This window comes from Streptomyces sp. NPDC039480 (assembly GCF_055597165.1).
This window is the reverse complement of record NZ_JBVITX010000009.1, coordinates 282,473-300,740: the sequence shown is the minus strand read 5'-3', so window position 1 is coordinate 300,740 and position 18,268 is coordinate 282,473. Positions and strand designations below refer to the sequence as shown.

General features: G+C 69.2%; 18 protein-coding genes. 11 read left to right on the top strand and 7 right to left on the bottom strand.

Translation table 11 applies throughout. From position 1 onward, the window contains the following. Window positions 1-33: 33 nt before the first annotated feature. The 10 genes from ACZ56E_RS27585 (at window position 34) to ACZ56E_RS27540 (ending at window position 9,806) form a co-directional block, all read left to right on the top strand. Window positions 34-621, top strand: a complete 588-nt coding sequence (locus ACZ56E_RS27585) for a hypothetical protein (protein ID WP_471218218.1) — start codon at window positions 34-36, stop codon at window positions 619-621. Further along, window positions 621-1,094, top strand: a complete 474-nt coding sequence (locus ACZ56E_RS27580) for an ATP-binding protein (RefSeq protein ID WP_471218216.1) — start codon at window positions 621-623, stop codon at window positions 1,092-1,094. Before ACZ56E_RS27585 ends, ACZ56E_RS27580 begins: the two co-directional genes overlap by 1 nt. Window positions 1,095-1,258: 164 nt before the next feature. Next, window positions 1,259-1,618, top strand: coding sequence for a DUF6415 family natural product biosynthesis protein (locus ACZ56E_RS27575; RefSeq protein WP_471218214.1), 360 nt, complete (start codon window positions 1,259-1,261; stop codon window positions 1,616-1,618). After that, window positions 1,603-2,262 carry a DUF6302 family protein gene (locus ACZ56E_RS27570; protein ID WP_471218213.1) on the top strand — a complete coding sequence of 220 codons (660 nt, stop codon included), beginning with the start codon at window positions 1,603-1,605 and terminating at the stop codon, window positions 2,260-2,262. The genes ACZ56E_RS27575 and ACZ56E_RS27570 overlap by 16 nt, the downstream gene beginning before the upstream one ends. Beyond that, a complete protein-coding gene (locus ACZ56E_RS27565; RefSeq protein WP_471218211.1) occupies window positions 2,259-2,936 on the top strand; it encodes a hypothetical protein in 678 nt (225 codons plus the stop codon). The genes ACZ56E_RS27570 and ACZ56E_RS27565 overlap by 4 nt, the downstream gene beginning before the upstream one ends. A 152-nt stretch (window positions 2,937-3,088) precedes the next feature. Continuing rightward, the gene (gene fxlM, locus ACZ56E_RS27560; protein ID WP_471218209.1) at window positions 3,089-4,315 is read left to right on the top strand and encodes a methyltransferase, FxLD system; all 1,227 of its coding nucleotides are present in this window, start codon (window positions 3,089-3,091) and stop codon (window positions 4,313-4,315) included. Between the two features lie 80 nt (window positions 4,316-4,395). Beyond that, the gene (locus tag ACZ56E_RS27555) at window positions 4,396-4,584 is read left to right on the top strand and encodes an FxLD family lanthipeptide (RefSeq protein WP_471218208.1); all 189 of its coding nucleotides are present in this window, start codon (window positions 4,396-4,398) and stop codon (window positions 4,582-4,584) included. 85 nt (window positions 4,585-4,669) lie between these two features. Then, on the top strand, window positions 4,670-7,702 hold the full coding sequence (locus ACZ56E_RS27550) for a lantibiotic dehydratase (protein ID WP_471218206.1): 3,033 nt from the start codon (window positions 4,670-4,672) through the stop codon (window positions 7,700-7,702). Then, window positions 7,699-8,841: a lanthionine synthetase C family protein gene (locus tag ACZ56E_RS27545; protein ID WP_471218204.1), complete on the top strand. Its 1,143-nt coding sequence runs from the start codon at window positions 7,699-7,701 to the stop codon at window positions 8,839-8,841. Before ACZ56E_RS27550 ends, ACZ56E_RS27545 begins: the two co-directional genes overlap by 4 nt. A gap of 11 nt (window positions 8,842-8,852) precedes the next feature. Then, window positions 8,853-9,806, top strand: a complete 954-nt coding sequence (locus ACZ56E_RS27540; RefSeq protein ID WP_471218202.1) for a thiopeptide-type bacteriocin biosynthesis protein — start codon at window positions 8,853-8,855, stop codon at window positions 9,804-9,806. Window positions 9,807-10,219: 413 nt separating this feature from the next. Here the strand turns inward: ACZ56E_RS27540 and mobF are convergent, their stop codons facing one another. Continuing rightward, complete coding sequence (gene mobF / locus ACZ56E_RS27535; protein WP_471218200.1) at window positions 10,220-14,668, bottom strand: MobF family relaxase; 4,449 nt, start codon at window positions 14,666-14,668, stop codon at window positions 10,220-10,222. 346 nt (window positions 14,669-15,014) lie between these two features. On the opposite strand from mobF, the gene ACZ56E_RS27530 reads away from it, so the two are divergent. Next, window positions 15,015-15,218 carry a hypothetical protein gene (locus tag ACZ56E_RS27530; RefSeq protein ID WP_471218199.1) on the top strand — a complete coding sequence of 68 codons (204 nt, stop codon included), beginning with the start codon at window positions 15,015-15,017 and terminating at the stop codon, window positions 15,216-15,218. A 182-nt stretch (window positions 15,219-15,400) separates the two neighbouring features. Here ACZ56E_RS27530 and ACZ56E_RS27525 read toward each other — a convergent pair whose 3' ends face one another. From ACZ56E_RS27525 to ACZ56E_RS27500, 6 genes are all read right to left on the bottom strand, one after another. Continuing rightward, complete coding sequence (locus ACZ56E_RS27525) at window positions 15,401-15,577, bottom strand: hypothetical protein (RefSeq protein ID WP_471218197.1); 177 nt, start codon at window positions 15,575-15,577, stop codon at window positions 15,401-15,403. A gap of 3 nt (window positions 15,578-15,580) precedes the next feature. Next, window positions 15,581-16,234 carry a hypothetical protein gene (locus ACZ56E_RS27520; protein WP_471218196.1) on the bottom strand — a complete coding sequence of 218 codons (654 nt, stop codon included), beginning with the start codon at window positions 16,232-16,234 and terminating at the stop codon, window positions 15,581-15,583. A 44-nt stretch (window positions 16,235-16,278) separates the two neighbouring features. Further along, the gene (locus ACZ56E_RS27515) at window positions 16,279-16,557 is read right to left on the bottom strand and encodes a DUF6211 family protein (protein WP_469927147.1); all 279 of its coding nucleotides are present in this window, start codon (window positions 16,555-16,557) and stop codon (window positions 16,279-16,281) included. A gap of 200 nt (window positions 16,558-16,757) precedes the next feature. Continuing rightward, window positions 16,758-17,366: a DUF6349 family protein gene (locus ACZ56E_RS27510; protein ID WP_471218194.1), complete on the bottom strand. Its 609-nt coding sequence runs from the start codon at window positions 17,364-17,366 to the stop codon at window positions 16,758-16,760. Then, complete coding sequence (locus tag ACZ56E_RS27505) at window positions 17,363-17,761, bottom strand: DUF6181 family protein (protein WP_471218193.1); 399 nt, start codon at window positions 17,759-17,761, stop codon at window positions 17,363-17,365. Before ACZ56E_RS27505 ends, ACZ56E_RS27510 begins: the two co-directional genes overlap by 4 nt. A 43-nt stretch (window positions 17,762-17,804) precedes the next feature. Then, window positions 17,805-18,233, bottom strand: coding sequence for a DUF6197 family protein (locus ACZ56E_RS27500; protein WP_471218191.1), 429 nt, complete (start codon window positions 18,231-18,233; stop codon window positions 17,805-17,807). Window positions 18,234-18,268: the final 35 nt, after the last annotated feature.

The following is an 18,268-nucleotide window of genomic DNA, read 5'->3' as shown; positions in this document are numbered from 1 at the left end:
ACTGTGCGTACGGACTGCTGACCTGGAGGGCCTATGGAGACCCGCACCGTGACTGGCGAGCACGAGCGCCTGTCCGCGTGGTTCGCCGCGGCGACTCCCGCGCCGGCTGAGTCCATGGCGGCCTGGCGGCTAGCGCCCAAATTCCCCCGTCGACTCTCGACCGGCATCACCTTCGATGTCGTCCTGGCGGACCGCGCGATCGTGGAGCTGGCGTACGAAATTTTGAGCCAGTACAAGCAGACCGTCGGGCCAGCCATCCGCTTCACGAACCTGATGATGGCGGCCGTTCTCGTGCCGCCCGGCACCGCCCCCCGCTGGCACGGCCTGGTCACTGGCTCTTCCTGGCTGGACCGGAAGGCCGTTCCTGTCTGTTTCGGCCCCGGCCACGCGGTCCGCATCCCCGGGATCGCGCCGCTGGCGCAGGGTGTTCCGGTGGAGTGGCTGAAGGAGCCCAGCACGGAGTCCGCTATAGGCGACGTACCCCTGCTCACCAGCCCGGTCCAACTGGTCCGCTGCCTTGCCGAAGCGCGTTCCATCCTCACCCCCGATGACGAGCGGACCCCCCTCAGCAGGGCGGTATCCGCAGTCCGGGCGGTCCTCCGCACCCCCCAGAGGACGTGATGACAACGACTGCCGCACGGCCGCGCCGCGCCCCCCACCGCGACGCCGACCTCCTGAAGTCCACCTTCGAGATCCGGCAGCGACCGCCGGGTGAGCTTCCCGCCCCCGAAGACGGCGAGAAAGTCGGCATCATGAGGCACCTGGCCCGGGACCGCCTGGGTGGTCGCGGCTTGGCCTACGTCGCCGACGACGCGGCCCTGGTCGTCTCCGAACTGCTCACCAACGCCATCGTGCACAGCGGGGGCCAAGAGATCACGCTGATCCTCTCCTACCGAAACGGCCGTTTACGTATCGCCGTGCACGACGGAGTCCCTAATTACCGGCCCGCTCCCAAGCCACCCCGTGACACTGACGAGCATGGCCGCGGCCTCGACATCGTGAAGACGATCGCCGACGGGCGGCAGGGTGCCTGGGGCGTGAGCGACGGCGGTGCCACCATGTGGTGCGAACTGGGTCTGGCGGCGAGCCGATGATGAGTGCCGTTGCACGGTTCCAAGCTGCGCCCCACCAGCCGATGCCGGTCCGGCCCCAGGACCCCACGGTCCTGGCAAGCCCCTGGACACCACCGCTCAACGCGCAGGCCCTCCAGCAAGTGCTAAGCGAGGCACGCGGTTGGGAGCCGGTGGACTGGGATCGCGTGTTCGATGATCTGGACACGGTCCTGGGCGCTGAGGTCAGCCACCACGCTGCGGGGTCGTCGCGGCAGCACCGCATTGAAGTGGTGGTACCCGAGTACGACCACGTCGAGGAACTTGCTCAGCGTTTCCGTGGCGCCCTGATGCAACTCGTGAACCGCGGGGTGCGCGACGAGGCAGACCGCAGGCATCCAGACATCGCGAAGCTGATCGGTCATGCCCGCGCGGTCCGGTCCGAGGAGCTGCCGGGCGATCCGTGGAAGGCTCTGGGGCTGCTGCGAAGGCTGGGACAGGTCACCCTCGACCTGGTCGAGCGCTTAGAACAACTCGATGCAGAGTCGCGGGGATGGTTCGAATGCTGACCGCCGCGAGACGGCCGCGCCACGGCCTTTCCCTGTCCCTCCGCCCCGCCAAAGAAGCGTACGACTACGAGTATTTTCGTAATCGTCTCGCCGACTCTGCGGTACTCGCCGGAGCAGTCGCCGTCTGCGTGTTCCGGGCCCCTCTCCTCGCTGTACCGGTCGGTGGCCAACGTCGCGGCGGTTACATGTCCTTCGACTTGCTGTCGTTGGCGATGGAAGTCCGTCTTCTACTCGCGGACCGTCCCGGCTTTCCGAACCTGCGAGTCACCTGGTCGCCCTACCGCGACACCTGCCACACGGTCGAGTGGGGCGACCCGGCCCCCTCCTGGTGGGAGGACGACACGGTCGCCGGCCGCTTCTACGGCTACAGCGAAGACGCCATCGACGCGTTCGTACGGCGCCGCTCCCAGACCTCCACCGGACCCGAGAGGACGAGCGCCATGTGTGCGCACACCCCGCCGTGCCCTACGGCTGAGGATTCCGACAGGGACGCGGCGCGGCCCCTTGCACACTGGCCTGAGCAGGGGTGGAGCCTGCTGTGCAACGGAACGATCCTCTTTGAGGACACCGGCGAGATACTGCCCAACGGGGAGATCATCGCGCCTCACCGGGCCTTCGCGATCCCTGTGGGAGGCTCCGCGTGAGCACCACAACCGCGATCGCCCCTGTTGTCCCTTACATCACTTGCCGACGCGGTGAGGAAGCCGATGACTTCCTGAGCTTGTGCGCTGGGGCCGGCGAGGATGGCCGGTTGCGCCTTTCCTACGGGTTCGAAGTGCCCGGGGATCGTGATCTTCGCGGTGTCCTGTGGGGCCGAGTCTCGCAATCGATTGGTGACGACCGGCTTCCGGCCGGGCGCCCTCGATGGAAGCTCGTCCACCCGGCACGGCAGCGGGAGACCATGCTCTATCTGCGTTGTCAGGTGTGCGTCGAACGAGCCAGGGCCGTGTGGCACCCGCAGAAGCTCCCGGTTAAGCCCGGTGTGCTGTTCCTGGAGACCGCCGGGCATGACTTCAGCGGCGCGGTGCGGACGGCCCAGCCACCGGTCTGTGTTGAGCACGCTTACCTGGCGGGGCAGCGGTGTCCGCACTTGGTGCGTGAGGGCTACGTGGCGGTTCTGGCGAGACGCTACCGCCTGTACGGCGTGATCGGCACGCCGTATGAGTGGACCGGCCGCGAGGTCAGGGCGTTGGCTGGTGACGACGTGCCGGTTCCGTACGGCGACCCCCGGCTCAAGTGGTTCCTCGCCTCACAGCTCGTCCGCGAGCTGAGCGATTTCGACGTTGTGGACCTGAAGAACCTGGTGCCCGCCGCCTAGACCACCGCCCGGCGGCCCGGATGTGACGGGCCAGGCCGTTGGGCGGTTTACCACCCGGCGCGAGTCTTCGCCGCCGCCACATCAATTTCACCCGCCCGACCCCTCGGCACGCGACGTCGAGTAGGAGCCCAAGAGTGGATAACGTCCCCAACATGACAACCGACTCCCGGCAACTGGACGCCACAACAACGAAGTTGCGCGACACCATGGTGCAGAAGCTCATCGAGGTTGGGGCCGCCCGCAGCCCCCGCGTCGTGGCAGCGTTCCGTGCCGTCCCCCGGCACCTGGCCACTCCTGAGGTGGACGCGGCCAAGACGTACGAGGTCGAAAACGCCACCATCACCAAGACCGACGAGCACGGCGTGGACATCAGCTCAGTGTCGGCCCCCAGGGTTCAGGCCATGCAGATCGAGCAGGCCGACATCGAGCCCGGGATGACCGTGCTGGAGATCGGCTCCGGCGGTCCGAACGCCGCGTATCTCGCGGAGATGGTCGGCGACGAGGGTCACGTCGTCAGCGAGGACATCGACGCCGATGTCACTGCCCGTGCGGAGCGGTTCGTGGAGACCGCCGGGTACCGGAACATCACGGTGGTGACGGGCGACGCCGAGCACGGTGTCCCCGAACACGCGCCGTACGACCGCATCGTTGTCACCGTGCAGGCCGCCGACATCCCACCGTCCTGGATCGAACAGCTCAAGGACGGCGGCCGGCTCGTCGTGCCGCTTCGGATGCGGAGCATGACCCGCACCGTGGCGTTCGTCCGCGACGGTGACCGGCTGGTCAGCGACGGGATCGAGCAGTGCGGCTTCGTGCCGATGCGCGGCGCTGGCGAGAACCGGATGCGTCTGGCCGTTCTCCACGATGAGGAGGGCGCCGAGGTCGCTCTTCGCCTGGACGGTCACCCCGAGCCGGAGACGGAGGCGCTGCGGGACGCGCTCCGCTCCCCGCGGGTGGAGGCATGGTCTGGGGTGACCATCGGTGGCGAGGAGTCGATGGAACACCTGGATCTGTGGCTGACGACCGCCCTGGACAACCTCCCTCTCATGGCGGCCAAGCCCGGGGCGCGGGAGCGTGGCGTCGTGGCTGCGGCTTCGCCGATCGGGCTTCCGACGCTCGTGGACGGTGGCAGCTTCGCCTACCGCCGCTCCCGGCCCACCGATCAGGAGGACCGCTACGAGCTGGGCGCAATCGGTCACGGGCCCAACGGCCAGAAGGTTGCCGAGCGCCTGGTCGAAGAGATCCAGGCGTGGAACAGCGAGCACCGTAATGAGCGAGCACGCATCGAGGTCTACCCGGTGGGGACGCCCGATGACCGACTTCCCGCAGGCCGGGTGATCGACCGGCCGCATACGCGGGTCACCATCTCCTGGCCGTGACGCTACCCGCGACGCTGCCAGGTGGCACCACCAGCACGATCCGCACAGTCCACCGATCCCTCAGACCGAGGAGACAAGCGATGGCACCGCAGATCAGCACGCCCACGCCGCAGACGGCAACCCCGTTCGCGGCTGACTCCGGTTCGGACTTCGACCTGAAGATCGAGACCGTTTCGTCCCTGCCCGTCGTCGGAGCACTTCTGAACGACACCGGCGACGGCTGCACGTCCACCTGCGCGTCCGCCTGCTCGAACAGCACCTGCGGCTGATCCAGCGGCATCCCTCCGGGGTGGGTGGGGCAGGGCGCCCTGCCCCACCCACCCCGGGCACCACACCTGTAAAGGAGGCACAGCCATGTACCAAGCAGTTGACGCGAGCATGATAAGGGCATCGGTGTTCCCGCTGGTGTCCTCGCTGCCCTCCTGCCCTGCTCCCCTCGACGATCCCGCCGCCGACGCAGAGCGCTGCCGCCAGTGGATCGAGCGGGTCTGGGCCGACGGCACCTGCGCCAACGCCATCGAACTCGCCGCACCCGTTTTGGCCGCCACCATCCGCAGGGCCATCGCCGGCACCGTCCGCCGCTCACGCCTGCGGCGCATCGCGCTCTCCCTGACCCGCTACCTCCTGCGCATGCAGTTCCGGGCGACTCCCTTCGGAACGTTCGCCGGGCCCGCCCCGGTACGCCTCGGCCACAGCAGCGCCGTGCGCTGGGGAACGAAGCACGCGGCGTTTGCCCGAGCCGACGCGACGTGGTTGCACGACATCATCACCACCTTGGAGAAGGACCCCGACGTCCTGCGACACCTCCACGTCGTCGCCGACCCGACCTGCACGGTGCGGGGCGCACAGATCACCGTCGCTCACCAGCCCGGCGCCAAGGGCCCCGCGCAGACGACCCTTCGCCGGACCCGAGCGTCGGAGCTGACGCTGTCCCTGGCGCAGACGCCCACAGCCGTCGGTGAACTGGTAGCCAAGATCCAGGCGGACTACCCGGGTACTCCGGTCCAGGTGATCGAGGACATGGTGAGCAGCCTGGTCACGCACCGGGTACTGCTCACCAGCCTCCACGCGCCGATGACCGTGGATGACGCCCTTGGCCACCTCATCAACGAACTCGATGAGACCCGCCGGGCCGGTGCACCCGGCTCAGCAGTGCTGGTGAAGGCACAGGAACTGCGCCACGTTCACCAGCTCCTGCACCAGCACGACCGTGCCCACCCAGACGAACAGCGCGCCCTCCGGGCCCAGACCACCGCCGCGATGAACAGCCTCACCGGGAACACCGATCGCGCTCTCGCGGTGCACCTGCGCCCGGACTGCGGCATCGTCCTGCCCCAAGAGGTCGCCGAGGAAGCACGCCGAGCGCTGGACGTGATCACGCGCATCACCCCGTACCCGAACGGTTCCCCGGCCTGGCGCGACTACCTCACCCGGTTCCTGGAGCGCTACAGCACGGGTGTCGCCGTACCGGTACGCGACCTCACCGACCCGGACACCGGCCTCGGCTTTCCCGTCGGCTACCGCGGCACCGTCCTGTCCCGGCCTGTCCTTGCAACGACTCCCCGCGACGAACACCTCCTCGCGCTCGTCCAGGAGGCCACCCTGACCGATCGCCGCGAGATCACGCTTACCGAGGGAGACATCGACGCCCTGTCCACCAGCACGCCCGCCCAAGTCCCGGCGCACATCGAGTTCACCTTCACCGTGCTCGCCCAGTCTCAGCGTGCGCTGGATGAGGGTCGCTTCAACCTCGCCACCGTTGGCCTGTCTCTGGCGGCCGGCATCACGACCGGGCGCTTCCTGCCCCTCCTCGAACCGGCAGACCTCGACCGAGTGACCGCCGTTCACGCCGCTCTGCCCACCCTGACTGAAGGTGCGGTGCGTGCACAGGTCTCCGGTCCGCCGCTGAAGGTGCCGATCAACAACGTCAGCCGCTCTCCGCTCATCGCCTCTGAACTGCTGTCCGTCGGGGAACACAACCCCCACGCCACCCTGGATCTGGACGACCTCGGCGTCCTCACCGACGCAAGCCGCTTCTATCTCGTGTCGCTGTCCACGGGCCGGATCATCGAGCCGACCGTCATGAACGCGGTCGAGTTGTCGAGCAGTACCCACCCGTTGATCCGCTTCGTGTGCGAACTCCACCGCTCCCACACCGCCGTCCTGATGCCCTTCTTCTGGGGCGCCGCCACCCGGTTGCCGTTTCTGCCCGAAGTCCGCGTCGGCCGCACTGTTCTCTCCGCAGCCCTGTGGCGGCTGCGCCACCGCGATCTCGGCGACGGAGACGACTGGCACGAGCGGTTCAGCGCCTGGCGCCGCACGTACGGGCTGCCGCGCACCGTCTACCTCGGCGCCAGCGACCAGCGTCTCCGTCTCGACCTTGACGTGCCAGTCCACCAGGAGTTGCTTCGCGCGGAACTGCGGCAGCACGGCACGGCCGTGCTGCACGAGGCCCCGGAGGAAAGTGCCTACGGCTGGATCAATCGCGCCCACGAGGTGGCCATGACCTTCGCCTCCGACCAGCGCCCCCTCCCCGCACCCGCCGTCAGGGCCTCCACCAGCCGCGATGCGGGGCGCCTGCCGGGAGCCTCGCACTGGATGTACGTGAAGCTGTACGGCAGCGCCGCGCGCGCATCCGAGGTACTGACTGCCCACCTGCCCCGCCTCCTGCGGGAGGGATGGGAGACTCCGCCGCTCGCCTGGTTCATCCGGTACGCCGACCCTGACGCGCACCTGCGGCTGCGGCTCCGCCTCCCTGAACCGGACGCGTTCGGCTCTGCGGCACAGGCCGTCGCCCAGTGGGCCGCCGAGCTGCGTCACGAGGGTCTGATCCAGCGGGTGCAGTGGGATACCGATCATCCCGAGATTGGCCGCTACGGCACCGGCCGCGTCCTGGAGGCCGCGGAGGACTACTTCGCTGCTGACTCCACGGCCGCGCTCGCGCAGCTGTCCTTGGCCATACCCGCGGATCTCCAGCCAGCGGTCACCGGCGCTTCCTTCGTGGACATCTCCACCGGGTTCCTCGGCTCCCGCACATCCGCCTGCGCTTGGCTGACCCAGCATCTCGTGCGGAGCGACGGCGACCTCGTCCCCCGCAACGTGCAAGCTCTCGCTCTGCGCCTTTCGGAGCCGGATGTACGGACCGTCGTGACCGACCTCGACGGCGGGGCCGCTGTGGCCGACGCCTGGGAAGCGCGCAGGCGGGCGCTCGATCGCTACTGCCGAGCCCTGACCGACTGCGGCCCGGACGACACGCTGCCCTCCCTGTTGCACATGCACCACAACCGCGTCGCGGGCATCGACCGCACTGCAGAGGCGACCTGCCGCCGGATCGCGCGCGCCGCAGCTCTGTCCTGGACACTCATCCCCGAAGGAGACGAGGCGTGACCACCGCTCCGCCGGCCACCGACACCTCCACTCGTCAGTCCCTCGCGCACGGGCCCCTCGGCACGGCGATGATCAACATTGAGCGGTCCCGCCGCGGCATCGGTGACCTCGGCGTCGTGCACCGGGCTCTGGCCGAAATCGGTCCACTGATAGACGGCCCGGACGCCAATCTCTTCCTCGGTGCTCCCGCGATGACCTTCGTCCTGCACCTGGCCGCCGACGGCACCGACCGGTACGCCGGAGCACTGCACACCCTCGACGGCATCGTGGCCGAGCACACAAGGAAGCGCCTGACCGCCGCGCACGCCCGAATCGAGTCCGGGCGCCGCCCCGCCTTCGCCGAGTACGACCTGTTGCGTGGGCTGACGGGCATCGGTGCTCTGCTCCTGCGTCGCCAGCCCCATTCTCCGGAGCTGAAGGGCGTCCTGGAGTACCTGGTTCGCCTGACTCAGCCAGCCACCGCCTCGACGGGCGAACCCCTGCCCGGCTGGTGGGTCGCTCACGCTCCGGCCAGCAACAAGGAGGCCACGCCCGGCGGGCACGCGAACGCGGGTATGGCCCACGGCATCAGCGGGCCTCTCGCGCTTCTCGCCCTCTCCCTGCGCGCGGGCGTCACCGTGGAGGGGCACGAGGACGCCGTGCTTCGGATCTGCCGATGGCTCGACCAGATTCGGCAGAGCGACTACCGAGGAGCCCGCTGGCCGCGCTGGGTCAGCAGCCGAGGGCCCGCGCCCGCGCTGCCAGCTACCCCCTCGTGGTGCTATGGCACCCCGGGGCTGGCCCGGGCGCAACAACTCGCCGGCATCGTTCTTGAAGACGGCGACCGTAAGCGGATGGCCGAACGTGCTCTTCAGCACTGCTTGAGCGACCCGGATCAGCTCGACAAGATCGCAGACCGCGGCCTGTGCCACGGGTTCGGCGGCCTCCTTCGGACCACGCAGCGCGTAGCCGAAGAAGCGGAGACCCCGTCTGTCTTCGCCGAGCGGCTCGCCCTCATCAGGGACCGGTTCCTGACCGCGGAAGTCCCCGAGAAGCCGGGGTTCCTCGTCGGAAAGGCGGGGGCCTCCCTCGCCTTCCAGGACGCCGAATCGGGCACCGCACCCCAGGGGCAGTGGGACGCCTGCCTCCTGCTGACGTGAGAGATACGCCCGTGCCACACGACGCGGACCGCATCGAGGACGCCGTCCTGGCCGTCCTCGGCGGGACGCCCGTCGAAGAAGCGGCCCGCGCGGCTCACACTGCGCCCACGTACCTCTTCGAGGCGATCGAGCGATACCGGGCCGCTGGTCGAGCCGCGCTCGATGACCAGCTATCCGGGTGGCACCAGGTCAACATCCACTTCGCCGACTACCCGACTGCCGCCCGCGCCTTCCGCGCATACCTCGCGCCCGTCTTACGCGCGGGCCCCGTGGGCAAATGGTGGTTCGTACGGAAGCACCCCCACTGGCGCCTGCGCTACTACCCGGCCCCGGGTGCCACCCCCGAGGACGCCGTCATCCACGTCACCGAAGCGCTCGACAGCTCCGTTTCCTGGGGAGTGACTACGGACTGGAAGTCCGTCCGGTACGAGCCGGAGACCGTCGCCTTCGGCGGCCTCGCCGGGATAGCGCTTGCGCACGAGTTGTTCCACACCGACAGCATTGGCGTCCTCGATTACCTCCACACCATCGCTGACGATCACCAAAGGATGTGGGACGCCAAGGCGACCTCTCTCCTGGCCATGACGCTGCTGATGCGCGCCGCAGGTCTGGAGTACGGCGAACAGGGCGACGTATGGGGACAGGTTGAAGCGCGCCGTCCACTCGCCGAGGACGTGACTCCGGACCAAGTCAGCACCATGGTCGAGCCCATGCGCCGACTCCTGCTGGTCGACGCTCAGCCGCTTCTCGCCTCCGGGGAACTCGCTCCCGCACAACCGTGGATCAAGGGGTTGGAGCGCAGCGGGCGGGCCCTGTCGGACGCCGCAGCAAGCGGAAAACTCAGCCTCGGGCCGCGCGGCATCCTCGCACGCCACATCTTCTTCCACTGGAACCGAATGGGCTTCACCATCCGTCAGCAATCCATTTGGTCACGCGCCGCTCGGGAGGCCGTGCTCGGAAGCTGAGCTGCACGGGCCACGCCACGACGACGTTGACGCCGCCCCTGACCATCTGACCGCAACGTACGAGATAGGACTTGCTGTGAACGTTTCTTCGCAGCCGAGGCAATGGGTGAGCCTCGGATTGCTGCTCGGAGGGCACACTTCGAGCCACGACGTCCCTCCGCCCGTCTCCTGGCCTCCGCGCATCACTGAGACCAACGACGAGCCGGAAGCCGAGGAGATGCGCGCTGCTGGCTTCGAGCCGAAGGCGCCTTACCCCGGTGCCCGCTCGATGCCTTGGCCGAGTACGTGCGCCGACTGCGGGGCGACCCGTAAGCCGTCGCTTCAGGACGTCGCGCGGGGCGTGAGGTGCAAGCACATCCGGCGTGGGTCCGCCGCTTCCGGCGCCTGAGGCGGGCCCGGGGCCTCGGCCCTTCTTATACCGGTGGTGAGTCCTGATCGGGCTCCGGAAGAGGGTGGAGGTGCGAGACGTCCCTTTCCGTGCGACTGGCATACGAGGGCTCTGACCTCGCGGCCGTCGGATCCTGGGGTTCGTCGACGTCGACGTGCTCACGCCCACGTTGAGTTCGCAGCGCCATCTCCTTGCGGAGCCCGGATTCTCGGTATTCGGCACCGTGAGCGGTGCTCCGCGCCTTGGTTGCCTCCGCCCGGAGATTCCCGGCCGCCTGGTTGTCCCTCTCCTTTGCACGTCGCAGGAGAGCAGGCTTGTCTCGCTGCGGCATATCCGCTTCGCTCAGTACGGCTTCGTATTCGCCGACAGGCCCGGCCTGATCGGCAGCTTCGCTGAGGCGCTGGTTCATCTGCTCCAGCTCGCGCCCGGTCTCTTCGTACGTGCGCAACAACCCTTCACGATCTGCCTCGACCGCAACCCGCGCGTCCCCTCGCAGTGCCGGACGCCCGAAGCGGCCGGTGGCACTCAGCTGCTGGTCGAGTCCTTCGATCCGTTCCTGCATCCCTCGCAGAACGGCAGTACGTTCGGCGATCACGCCGTCCAAAGCCCGGACTTCGCGGACCGCCGTAGCACGGTCGGCAAAGTCCTCGTGCCGACGGTTGAGAGCGAGCACGTTCGGCCCGGTCCCAGCGGCAGCTTGCTGCTCGGCGCGGTCGGCTGCGGCCTCAGCTCGCTCGGCCGCCGTCCTGGTGGCACGCGCGGCCGTGGCCGCCTTGCGCACAGCATCGCGCAAAGCCTCGTTGCTGAGGTGAGCGTACGGGCGGTCAGCCGTTGGCGCGGGTGCCGGTGGCGTGGCCGGCTCTGCGGTCCGCTCCGTGGTGTCTGGGGTACGCCGGTCCCCAGACTCCGGCGCGTCCTGGGTGCTGTCCGCCTCGTCGGCCCCGCCGGTTCGGGGGGCGCGCGGGGTCGGCAGATCCGCTACGGCCTGGCGGACGTGGGTGGGCACCGCGTTCTTGGGGAGTTCGGTGAGGATCATGCGCTCCTCGGTGCCGCTCTCGATCTCGCGGATGAGGCCCGCGACCGCGCGGTCAAGCTGTTCCTGCTCGGTGAGCGCGTCACCGCCGCGTGCACGGTCAGCCTCGGATTCGTAGACGGACAAGGGCAGGAAGAGGTGGGACTCCTTCTTGTCGCGGCTCATCATCGTGTAGAGCGCGTTCGCCTGTGCGCCGGGGCCGTAGACCAGGGCCTCTTGGACGCTGAGGCCCTGGGACTTGTGGCCGGTGATCGCGTATCCGAGGCTGAGCCCGCCCTGTGCGATGTAGTCGGCGTCAACCCATTCGGCAACGTCACGGTGACCGTCGGCGGTCTTCTCTCGCCACTCGACCAGCACCCGGCGTTCATCGTCCACGGCCCGCACGATTCCGCGGAAGCCGTTCAGCACGTCTTCGTTCTCGCCTCGGCTCCTCTTGCCCCGGTAGTCGTTGACCCGAAGGAGGACCTGGTCCCCGACGGACAGCATCAGCTCGCCGCCACCGGGCAGCGCGTAGGCGTGCTCGGGGCCGGTGAGAGCGCCGCTCTCCTTGCGCAGTGCGCGGGCCCCGAGGTTCAGTTCCTCCACGATCTCGTTGGTGGCGGCCATCATGAGGAGCTGCTGCACAGCGGTGTGGTCGTCGGTGTGCGCGGCGCGTTTGTCGGCCCAGATGGTGAGCATCGCGGCGAGGGTGGCGTCCTTGTCCGCGAGGGCGTGTACGCGGCCGGTCCCCGCCAAGGTACGGAGTGCTTCCACGCGGTTGTCGTCGCGCCACAGTTCCAGGGCCCGACGCTCGACCATGTCCTTCTGCCGGAAGTTCTCGCTGAGGCTGAGTCCGCCGACGATGTGGTGCACGGCGGCGAAGGACCCGCCGATACCGGGCGAGTGGAGCTGCTTGGGGTCACCGATGCCGACGACCTTCGTTCCGGTTTCCGCGGCGTGGGTGAGGAGTTCGGCGATGTCGCGGTCATCGCACATGGCGGCTTCGTCCACGACCAGCACGTCAACGCCCGTCAGGCCGGGGCCGCCGTTTCGGATGCCGGTGAGCCAGGACGCGAGGGTGCGGGACTCGATGCCCGCCTCCGCCTTCAGGTTCGCGGCGGCGACGGCGGCCGTGCTCGCGCCGGCGATGACGAGACCGTGGGCCTGCCATGCCTGCCGGGCGGTGTCCATGATCGTGGTCTTGCCCGCTCCGGCGATGCCCACCACGGCGTCGATTCCGTGCCCGGCCGTGAGCAAACGTTCGAGGACGGCACGCTGTTCATCGGAGAACGCGAAGCTGCCGCCGTGCTGGGCCTCGACGGTGGACAGGGTCATGTCGACCGTGTCGCGGCTGACGACGGCAGCCTGCTCGTTGAGCCGGTTCGTGGCCTCGGTGACGATCAGCGTTTCCGCGGCCACGATGTCCGCCGTCGTGTACCGGTCGGCGTGCGTGAAGTGCTGGGCGCCCTTCGGGTTCAGCTTGACCGCGTATCCGGCGTGCCGGAGTACGGAGTTGGTGATCCGTTCGGCCTCATCGGCCCCCGCGACTCCGTACGGGAGAGCATCCAGGACGGCGGCGAGGGCGGCGGCGTGGGTGAAGTCCTTGGAGTGGCTGGTCAGGCCGGTCTTAGGGTCGAAGATCTTGGCGCACAGCTCATCCAGGCCGGGGTTCTCCTGCGTGCCGTCCTGCTCCATCGCGCTGGCGGCGATGGCGTCGGGGTCGTCACCTGCGGCGCGGCCTTCGGCCTGCCAGTAATTGCGCAGGATGTCGTCCGCGACTCCGGCGGCTTCTCCGTTCTTCGCGGCCTTGGACGCGGTGGAGGCTGCGGTGCGCTGCCGGGTGGTGGCGCTGTCGTAGTCGATGCCCAGCTTGGTCAGCAGGTCACGGACCTGGCTGTCCCTCTTACTGAAGAGGCGGATGGTCGCCTCGGGGATCGCGGCGATTTCCCAAGCGCCGGTCCGCTCTTCTCGACGGAACGACATGCCGAACTTGTCGGTCAGCTCGCGCCGGATACGGGCGTTCATGAGGGACTGGGTGGCGCGGGTGTGACGGTGAAGGTCGCGGCCCCCGCCCGCCATGGTGGACCACTTGCCGTCGGTGCCCTTGACCATGTTGGCCAGGGTGAAGTGCAGGTGGAAATGGGGGTCGCCGTACGGGGCACCGTCCACGGGCCGGGCAGCGCGGTGCACCATCATCCATCCGGAGAATCCGCTCGTCTTCATGGTCTCCGCCGCGTCACCGTCGCCGTGGTGGCCGCGCATGGCGTATGCGGTCCACCGCTCCAAAGCGCTGATGGACTCGCGGCCGGCGGAGGTGTAGATGTCCTCTACCTGGGCGGCGATCTCCTCAGGGGCGTAGGCGAGGAACGCGCTCTTGGACTTCGGGAGGTCCAAGGTGACGTCGGCGCCGAAATTGCCGACCTGTACCCGCCCTTCGAGGAGGGCGGCCTTGATCTCCTCGGCGTCCCATACGTCCTCGGGTGCAAGTCCTGCCGCCTTGGCCATGGCGACCGCTTCGCGGACGTCCATGGGCAGGTCGCGAAGTCGGCGTTCACCCTCGCCTGCGGTCTGGACGTACCGGCGCTTCATGGACGCAGCGGAGAACAGATCGCCGGGCTGTTGCCCGGTTTCGGCGGCTCGGGTTTCGACGGCACGCAAGAGTGCGCGGGCGTCCAGGTGCCCACCAGCCTCGGCGGCGACGGCCCTCTCCAGCGCGTCTTCGCCGTAGAGGTCGACAACGTCGATGCCCACGGCGTCGGCGAGTTTGATCAGGGTGGAGGCCGGGACGCGGTGCGATTCACCGAACCGCTTGAGTTGGCTTTCCATTCTGCGGAAGGCGTCCTGCTTCCGCTTGGAGTCCAGCAAGGTCACGGGGTTCACGCTGCGCTCGGCGGCGGCGCGGCGGATGGCGCGGGCCAGCGGGGCAGCGGGGAGCTTCGCGGCAGGCGCGATGGCGAGCTTGGGCTCTACGAGGGTCTGCCCGGTACGGGGGTCCTCACCGTGCATGAGGCGGCGGGCGGCCTGGAAGTGCTCGGGGTGCAGCACGCTGCCGGGAGTGATGTCGAACTCGCTGAGCCCATTGCCGATCCACACCAACGGCCGTTCGCTGGCGTCCAGGTGATAGTCCACCTGACCGTTGGCGGCCGGTCGGGGAAGCGCCTGCTCGCCGTACAGGTCGCGGGCGTCGAGACCAGCTGCGGAAGCGACTTCGACGGCGTCGAACCCGGTGAACCGCGCGGCACCATTGCTTCGGATCAGTCCGCGGGCGCGGAAGAAGGCGCGCTTGGCCTCGCGGGAACCGAGCAACGAGGCGACGGGGGCGCCCATCGTTTCGGCCTTGGCCTCGATGGCAGCTACGAGAGGAGCAGCGTCGACGGTGGTGGACTTCCCGCAGCCGTGACCGCCGGTAAGGCGGTACTCAACCTGCTCGTCGGACGGGCCGATCATGGTCGTATGCCCCATCGGCCCGCTCACCCCCCGCTCTCAATGGGTCAGATTCGGTCATCTTTGCCGATTGTATCGTCACGAAGTGACGATACCTTGGTCCCTTAAATTCAAGATCATGATCAACGGGGAGGGACTTCGGGCACTCGGAGTGGCGGCTCGATGCTGTGGATCAGGCTCCTGGAGCCTGATGTCCTGGCGGACTGTTACCTCAGTGCCTATGGGCAGCGGGGGTGTCTGCGGACATGGGCGGCGCAGTCGGGGGGTGGGTCACCTGGGACGTAGGTAGCTGCGACGGCGGCGGCGCAGAATCCGGGGCTGCCACCGGTGACGGCTACGGCCATAGGTCCGGCAGGATGCCGGTATGACGAATCGATACGGCGAGCCGATACGCACTGTGCGCGAGGCGCAATGCCCCCGCTGCAAGGCCGCGCGGGCGGAAATGCTCCACCTGCGCTTCAACGGCGATGTCGACGTGCGCCGCTGCGGCGAGTGCGGCGAAGAGTCAGAGCTGGAGATCCTTGTGTACGCCAAGCCAAGTGAGGTGACGCACCCAGGCGCAGGGTGACGTCACACGGCACACCGACATCACGCGGGGGTTCTGGGAACGGGCCAGTTTCGCGGCCCGCTGTCGGGGCGGGCGACCTGGGCCGGGGGGGCCGCCTGATGACTGGTGATGAGGAAAGGTCCCCGCTCCAGTCGTTGGAGCGGGGACCTTCCGATGTCACCGGGTGAGCTCTCGGCCCTGGTCTACGTGCTCGGGGGCCATTCGCCGAACGGCACGGGTGCCTGGCCGCGTGCTTCGCGCACGGCTTCCTCCGTACCGCACGTGGTGCAGATGAAGACCTCGCGGTCGACGGTCAGCCGGGAACGTGCGGGCCGTTCACCGAGCGGGCCGCCGCAGCGCGGACAGCGAGTGTCGGGCACGGGTCACTCCTCGGGATGTTCGCGGGCGGACTTGAGGATCAGGTTCCAGGTCGGGCGGGAGTAGGTCTTCTCCGTCTGCCCCTGGAGTGCGGGGATCAGTTCGGCGTTCTTCGCCCCGGGGTTCGCCGCGATGGCCTGCCGGGCGAGGGTCAGCCGCTCGTCTCCTTGGTACGGGTAGGCCAGTCCGCGCCGGCCCGTGGGTCGCCCGCCGGCATGACCGCGGCCCTTCCGGTCCGCGAGGTATTGCCAAAGGCGCCAGCGCTTCCACTTCGGGCGCCGCCGGGTCGGGAGCTCGTCCCAGTCGTCGGGGTCGGGCCACCCCTCCGGCGGGCTCGTCACGTAATGCGAGACGGTGGCGGAGTCGGCGAACCCGCAGACTTTCGCCGCTTCGGCCGGGCCCACCATCTCTTCGGGGTCGCCGTCGAGCTTCGGCGCGTTCTTGGTGTTGGCCGCGGCGCGCTTGCGCTGAAGCTCGTGGTGCCACTTCACCCAGACGTCGCCGTCCCAATGCATGACGCCGTCGATGATCTCCGCGACAGGCGGGTGTCCGTTGTTCTCCCGGTCGGTCCAGAGGTTCTGAAGCGTCGGTTCGCTGATGCCGTGGACCCTGCGCAGGTCCGCGCGTGAGTAGAGCGTGCGTCCGGTCTTGGGGGACACGGTCGTCTCCTGTTCTTGGTCGGGGTCGTGCCCGCTCGGCGCGGTCACTGGACGTCGTCCGGGTCCGGGGCCGGCGTCCATGTACGGCTGCCCGCCGGTTCGAGCCGGGTGAGGGTGGCTATGTCGGCCAGGGGGACTGCGGCGGCCCAGTCGGCGCGGTCGGGGTGGTCGACGGGAAGGTTGAGCACGAGGTGTCGGCCGGTCGGGGGGAAGTCCTCGACGATGACGAAGCTGTCGGTGGGATCAGCGCCGATGCTGTTACCCCTCGTGAGCTGGGCGATGTCGCCGGGCTGGGGACAGTCGGGGTGTCGGTCGCATAGCATGGTGGGGTTCTTTCTGGTGAGAGAACACTGACGGCCAGCGCCTTGTTGCCCTTGTGCGCTGGCCGTCGTCTGTTGTCTGGGGTGCGTGACGCCCGGGGGGACGCACGGCCGGTCGGAGGTTGCCCGCTCCGCTGACGGCGGAGTAATTAAACCACCTTCGGGTTGAGCGGGTGGGGCCCTGATCCGGAGGACGGCGGTCATCAGAAGAGGGCTCCCTGATCTGCGAGGCGTCGGCCCCGGTCACGCGGTGGCCGGATGACACGGAGTTCGTAGCGGGGGCGTCCCGCGTGCGGCGGGAGGTGGGTCTCGCGGCGGTGCCGTCTCCAGGCGACAACGGGGGCGCCCTGGTCAATCCAGCCCGCCGGGTACCTGGTGGTGAGCTGAGCCCAGCGGCTCGGGCTCCGCGGGACAGACCACCGGTCCTCGACCGTGGTGATCGGCGGCAGCGTCCGCCAGCCGGGGAAGCAGTGGTCGTGCGCGTCCTCCACCGCCTCGTTGTCACCGTCCCCGAACCCGCCGCCGGAGTGCACGGGGCCTTCCCACTCGCACGCGAGACACCCGCCGCGGAACTCCTGCTCGTCCCCCCGTCGGCCGGTCGGCCGGCTGCGGGAGAGCAGGGTCGGGGTGTGGTGTACGGGCGGGTCCAGCTCGTGGCCAAGGTCGCAGTACGCGCCGCCTGGGTGGCCGGGCTGGATGTGCCACGCCTGCCCGGCGCTCGCGGGCGATTGGCGCGTCCGCGCGTTGCGCACCCGCCAGTAGTACGTCTGCCGTGCCCGTGCTCCAGTCGGCTCGGCGACGGTGGCGGTCATGACTTCCTGCTTCCGGCGGCGAGGACTTCGCGGAGCGGGTCAGCGAGTACGGCCTGTTCGTCGGGGGCGTCGAGGAACCGGGGTCCGTACGCGCGGCGCACGGCCCGGCGGGCGTCCTGGTGGCGGTCGAGCTCCGGGTAGTACGGCGACCGGTCGAGCACGTCATAGCCGTGCTGGGTGAGCACGTCGGCGATGAGCGACCGGACCTGTACGGGGTCGAGGGCGGAGAGGTCGGTTTCCCCCGGGGCCGCGAGGAGTACGCGGATCAGCTCGGCCGCGCTGAGCCGGGGGTGGAGGGGAACGCTGAGCCGGTGGACGCCGTCCCGGCTGGGGGTGGCGGCTCCTCGGCGGCTCGGTGTCCTGGTGGTGCTGCGGTCTTCTGTCGTCTCGTCCATCGTGTGGGCCTTCGATGACTCGGGATGCTGGCGGGCGGCGGGGTCAGAACAGGGCGTGTTCCGCGCGGGCAGCGGCGGCGCGGAACGCGCGGGCAGCGTCGGCGGCGGTACGTCCGGGCACGGCGCTCCACCGGTCGATGGCCTCGCGGTGCCGGGCCTTGGCGGCGGCGGGGTCGTCGGCGTCGACGGGGTGACCGGTGAGGGCTTCCGCGAGGATGCCGTACGCCTGGTCACGGGCACGGTCGATGCGATCCCAGTCATACGCCCGGCCGGCGGCTCCCCGGCCGTGGCCGGCGGCGACTTCGAGGGCGCCGCGCGGCCAGCACGGCAACGTGGCGGTGCGGCCGGGACCGTCGAACAGGCGCGGGCCCCGGTGGATGCCGACGTGTTCGATGTGGCGGGCGGCCCATTCCAGGATCGCGGCGGGCGTGTCCGCGATGACGATGCTCTCGGGGGTGTGGCGGGTCGGCACGGTGCTGTCCTTCGGGAGAGCCGGGGGCGGCGGCG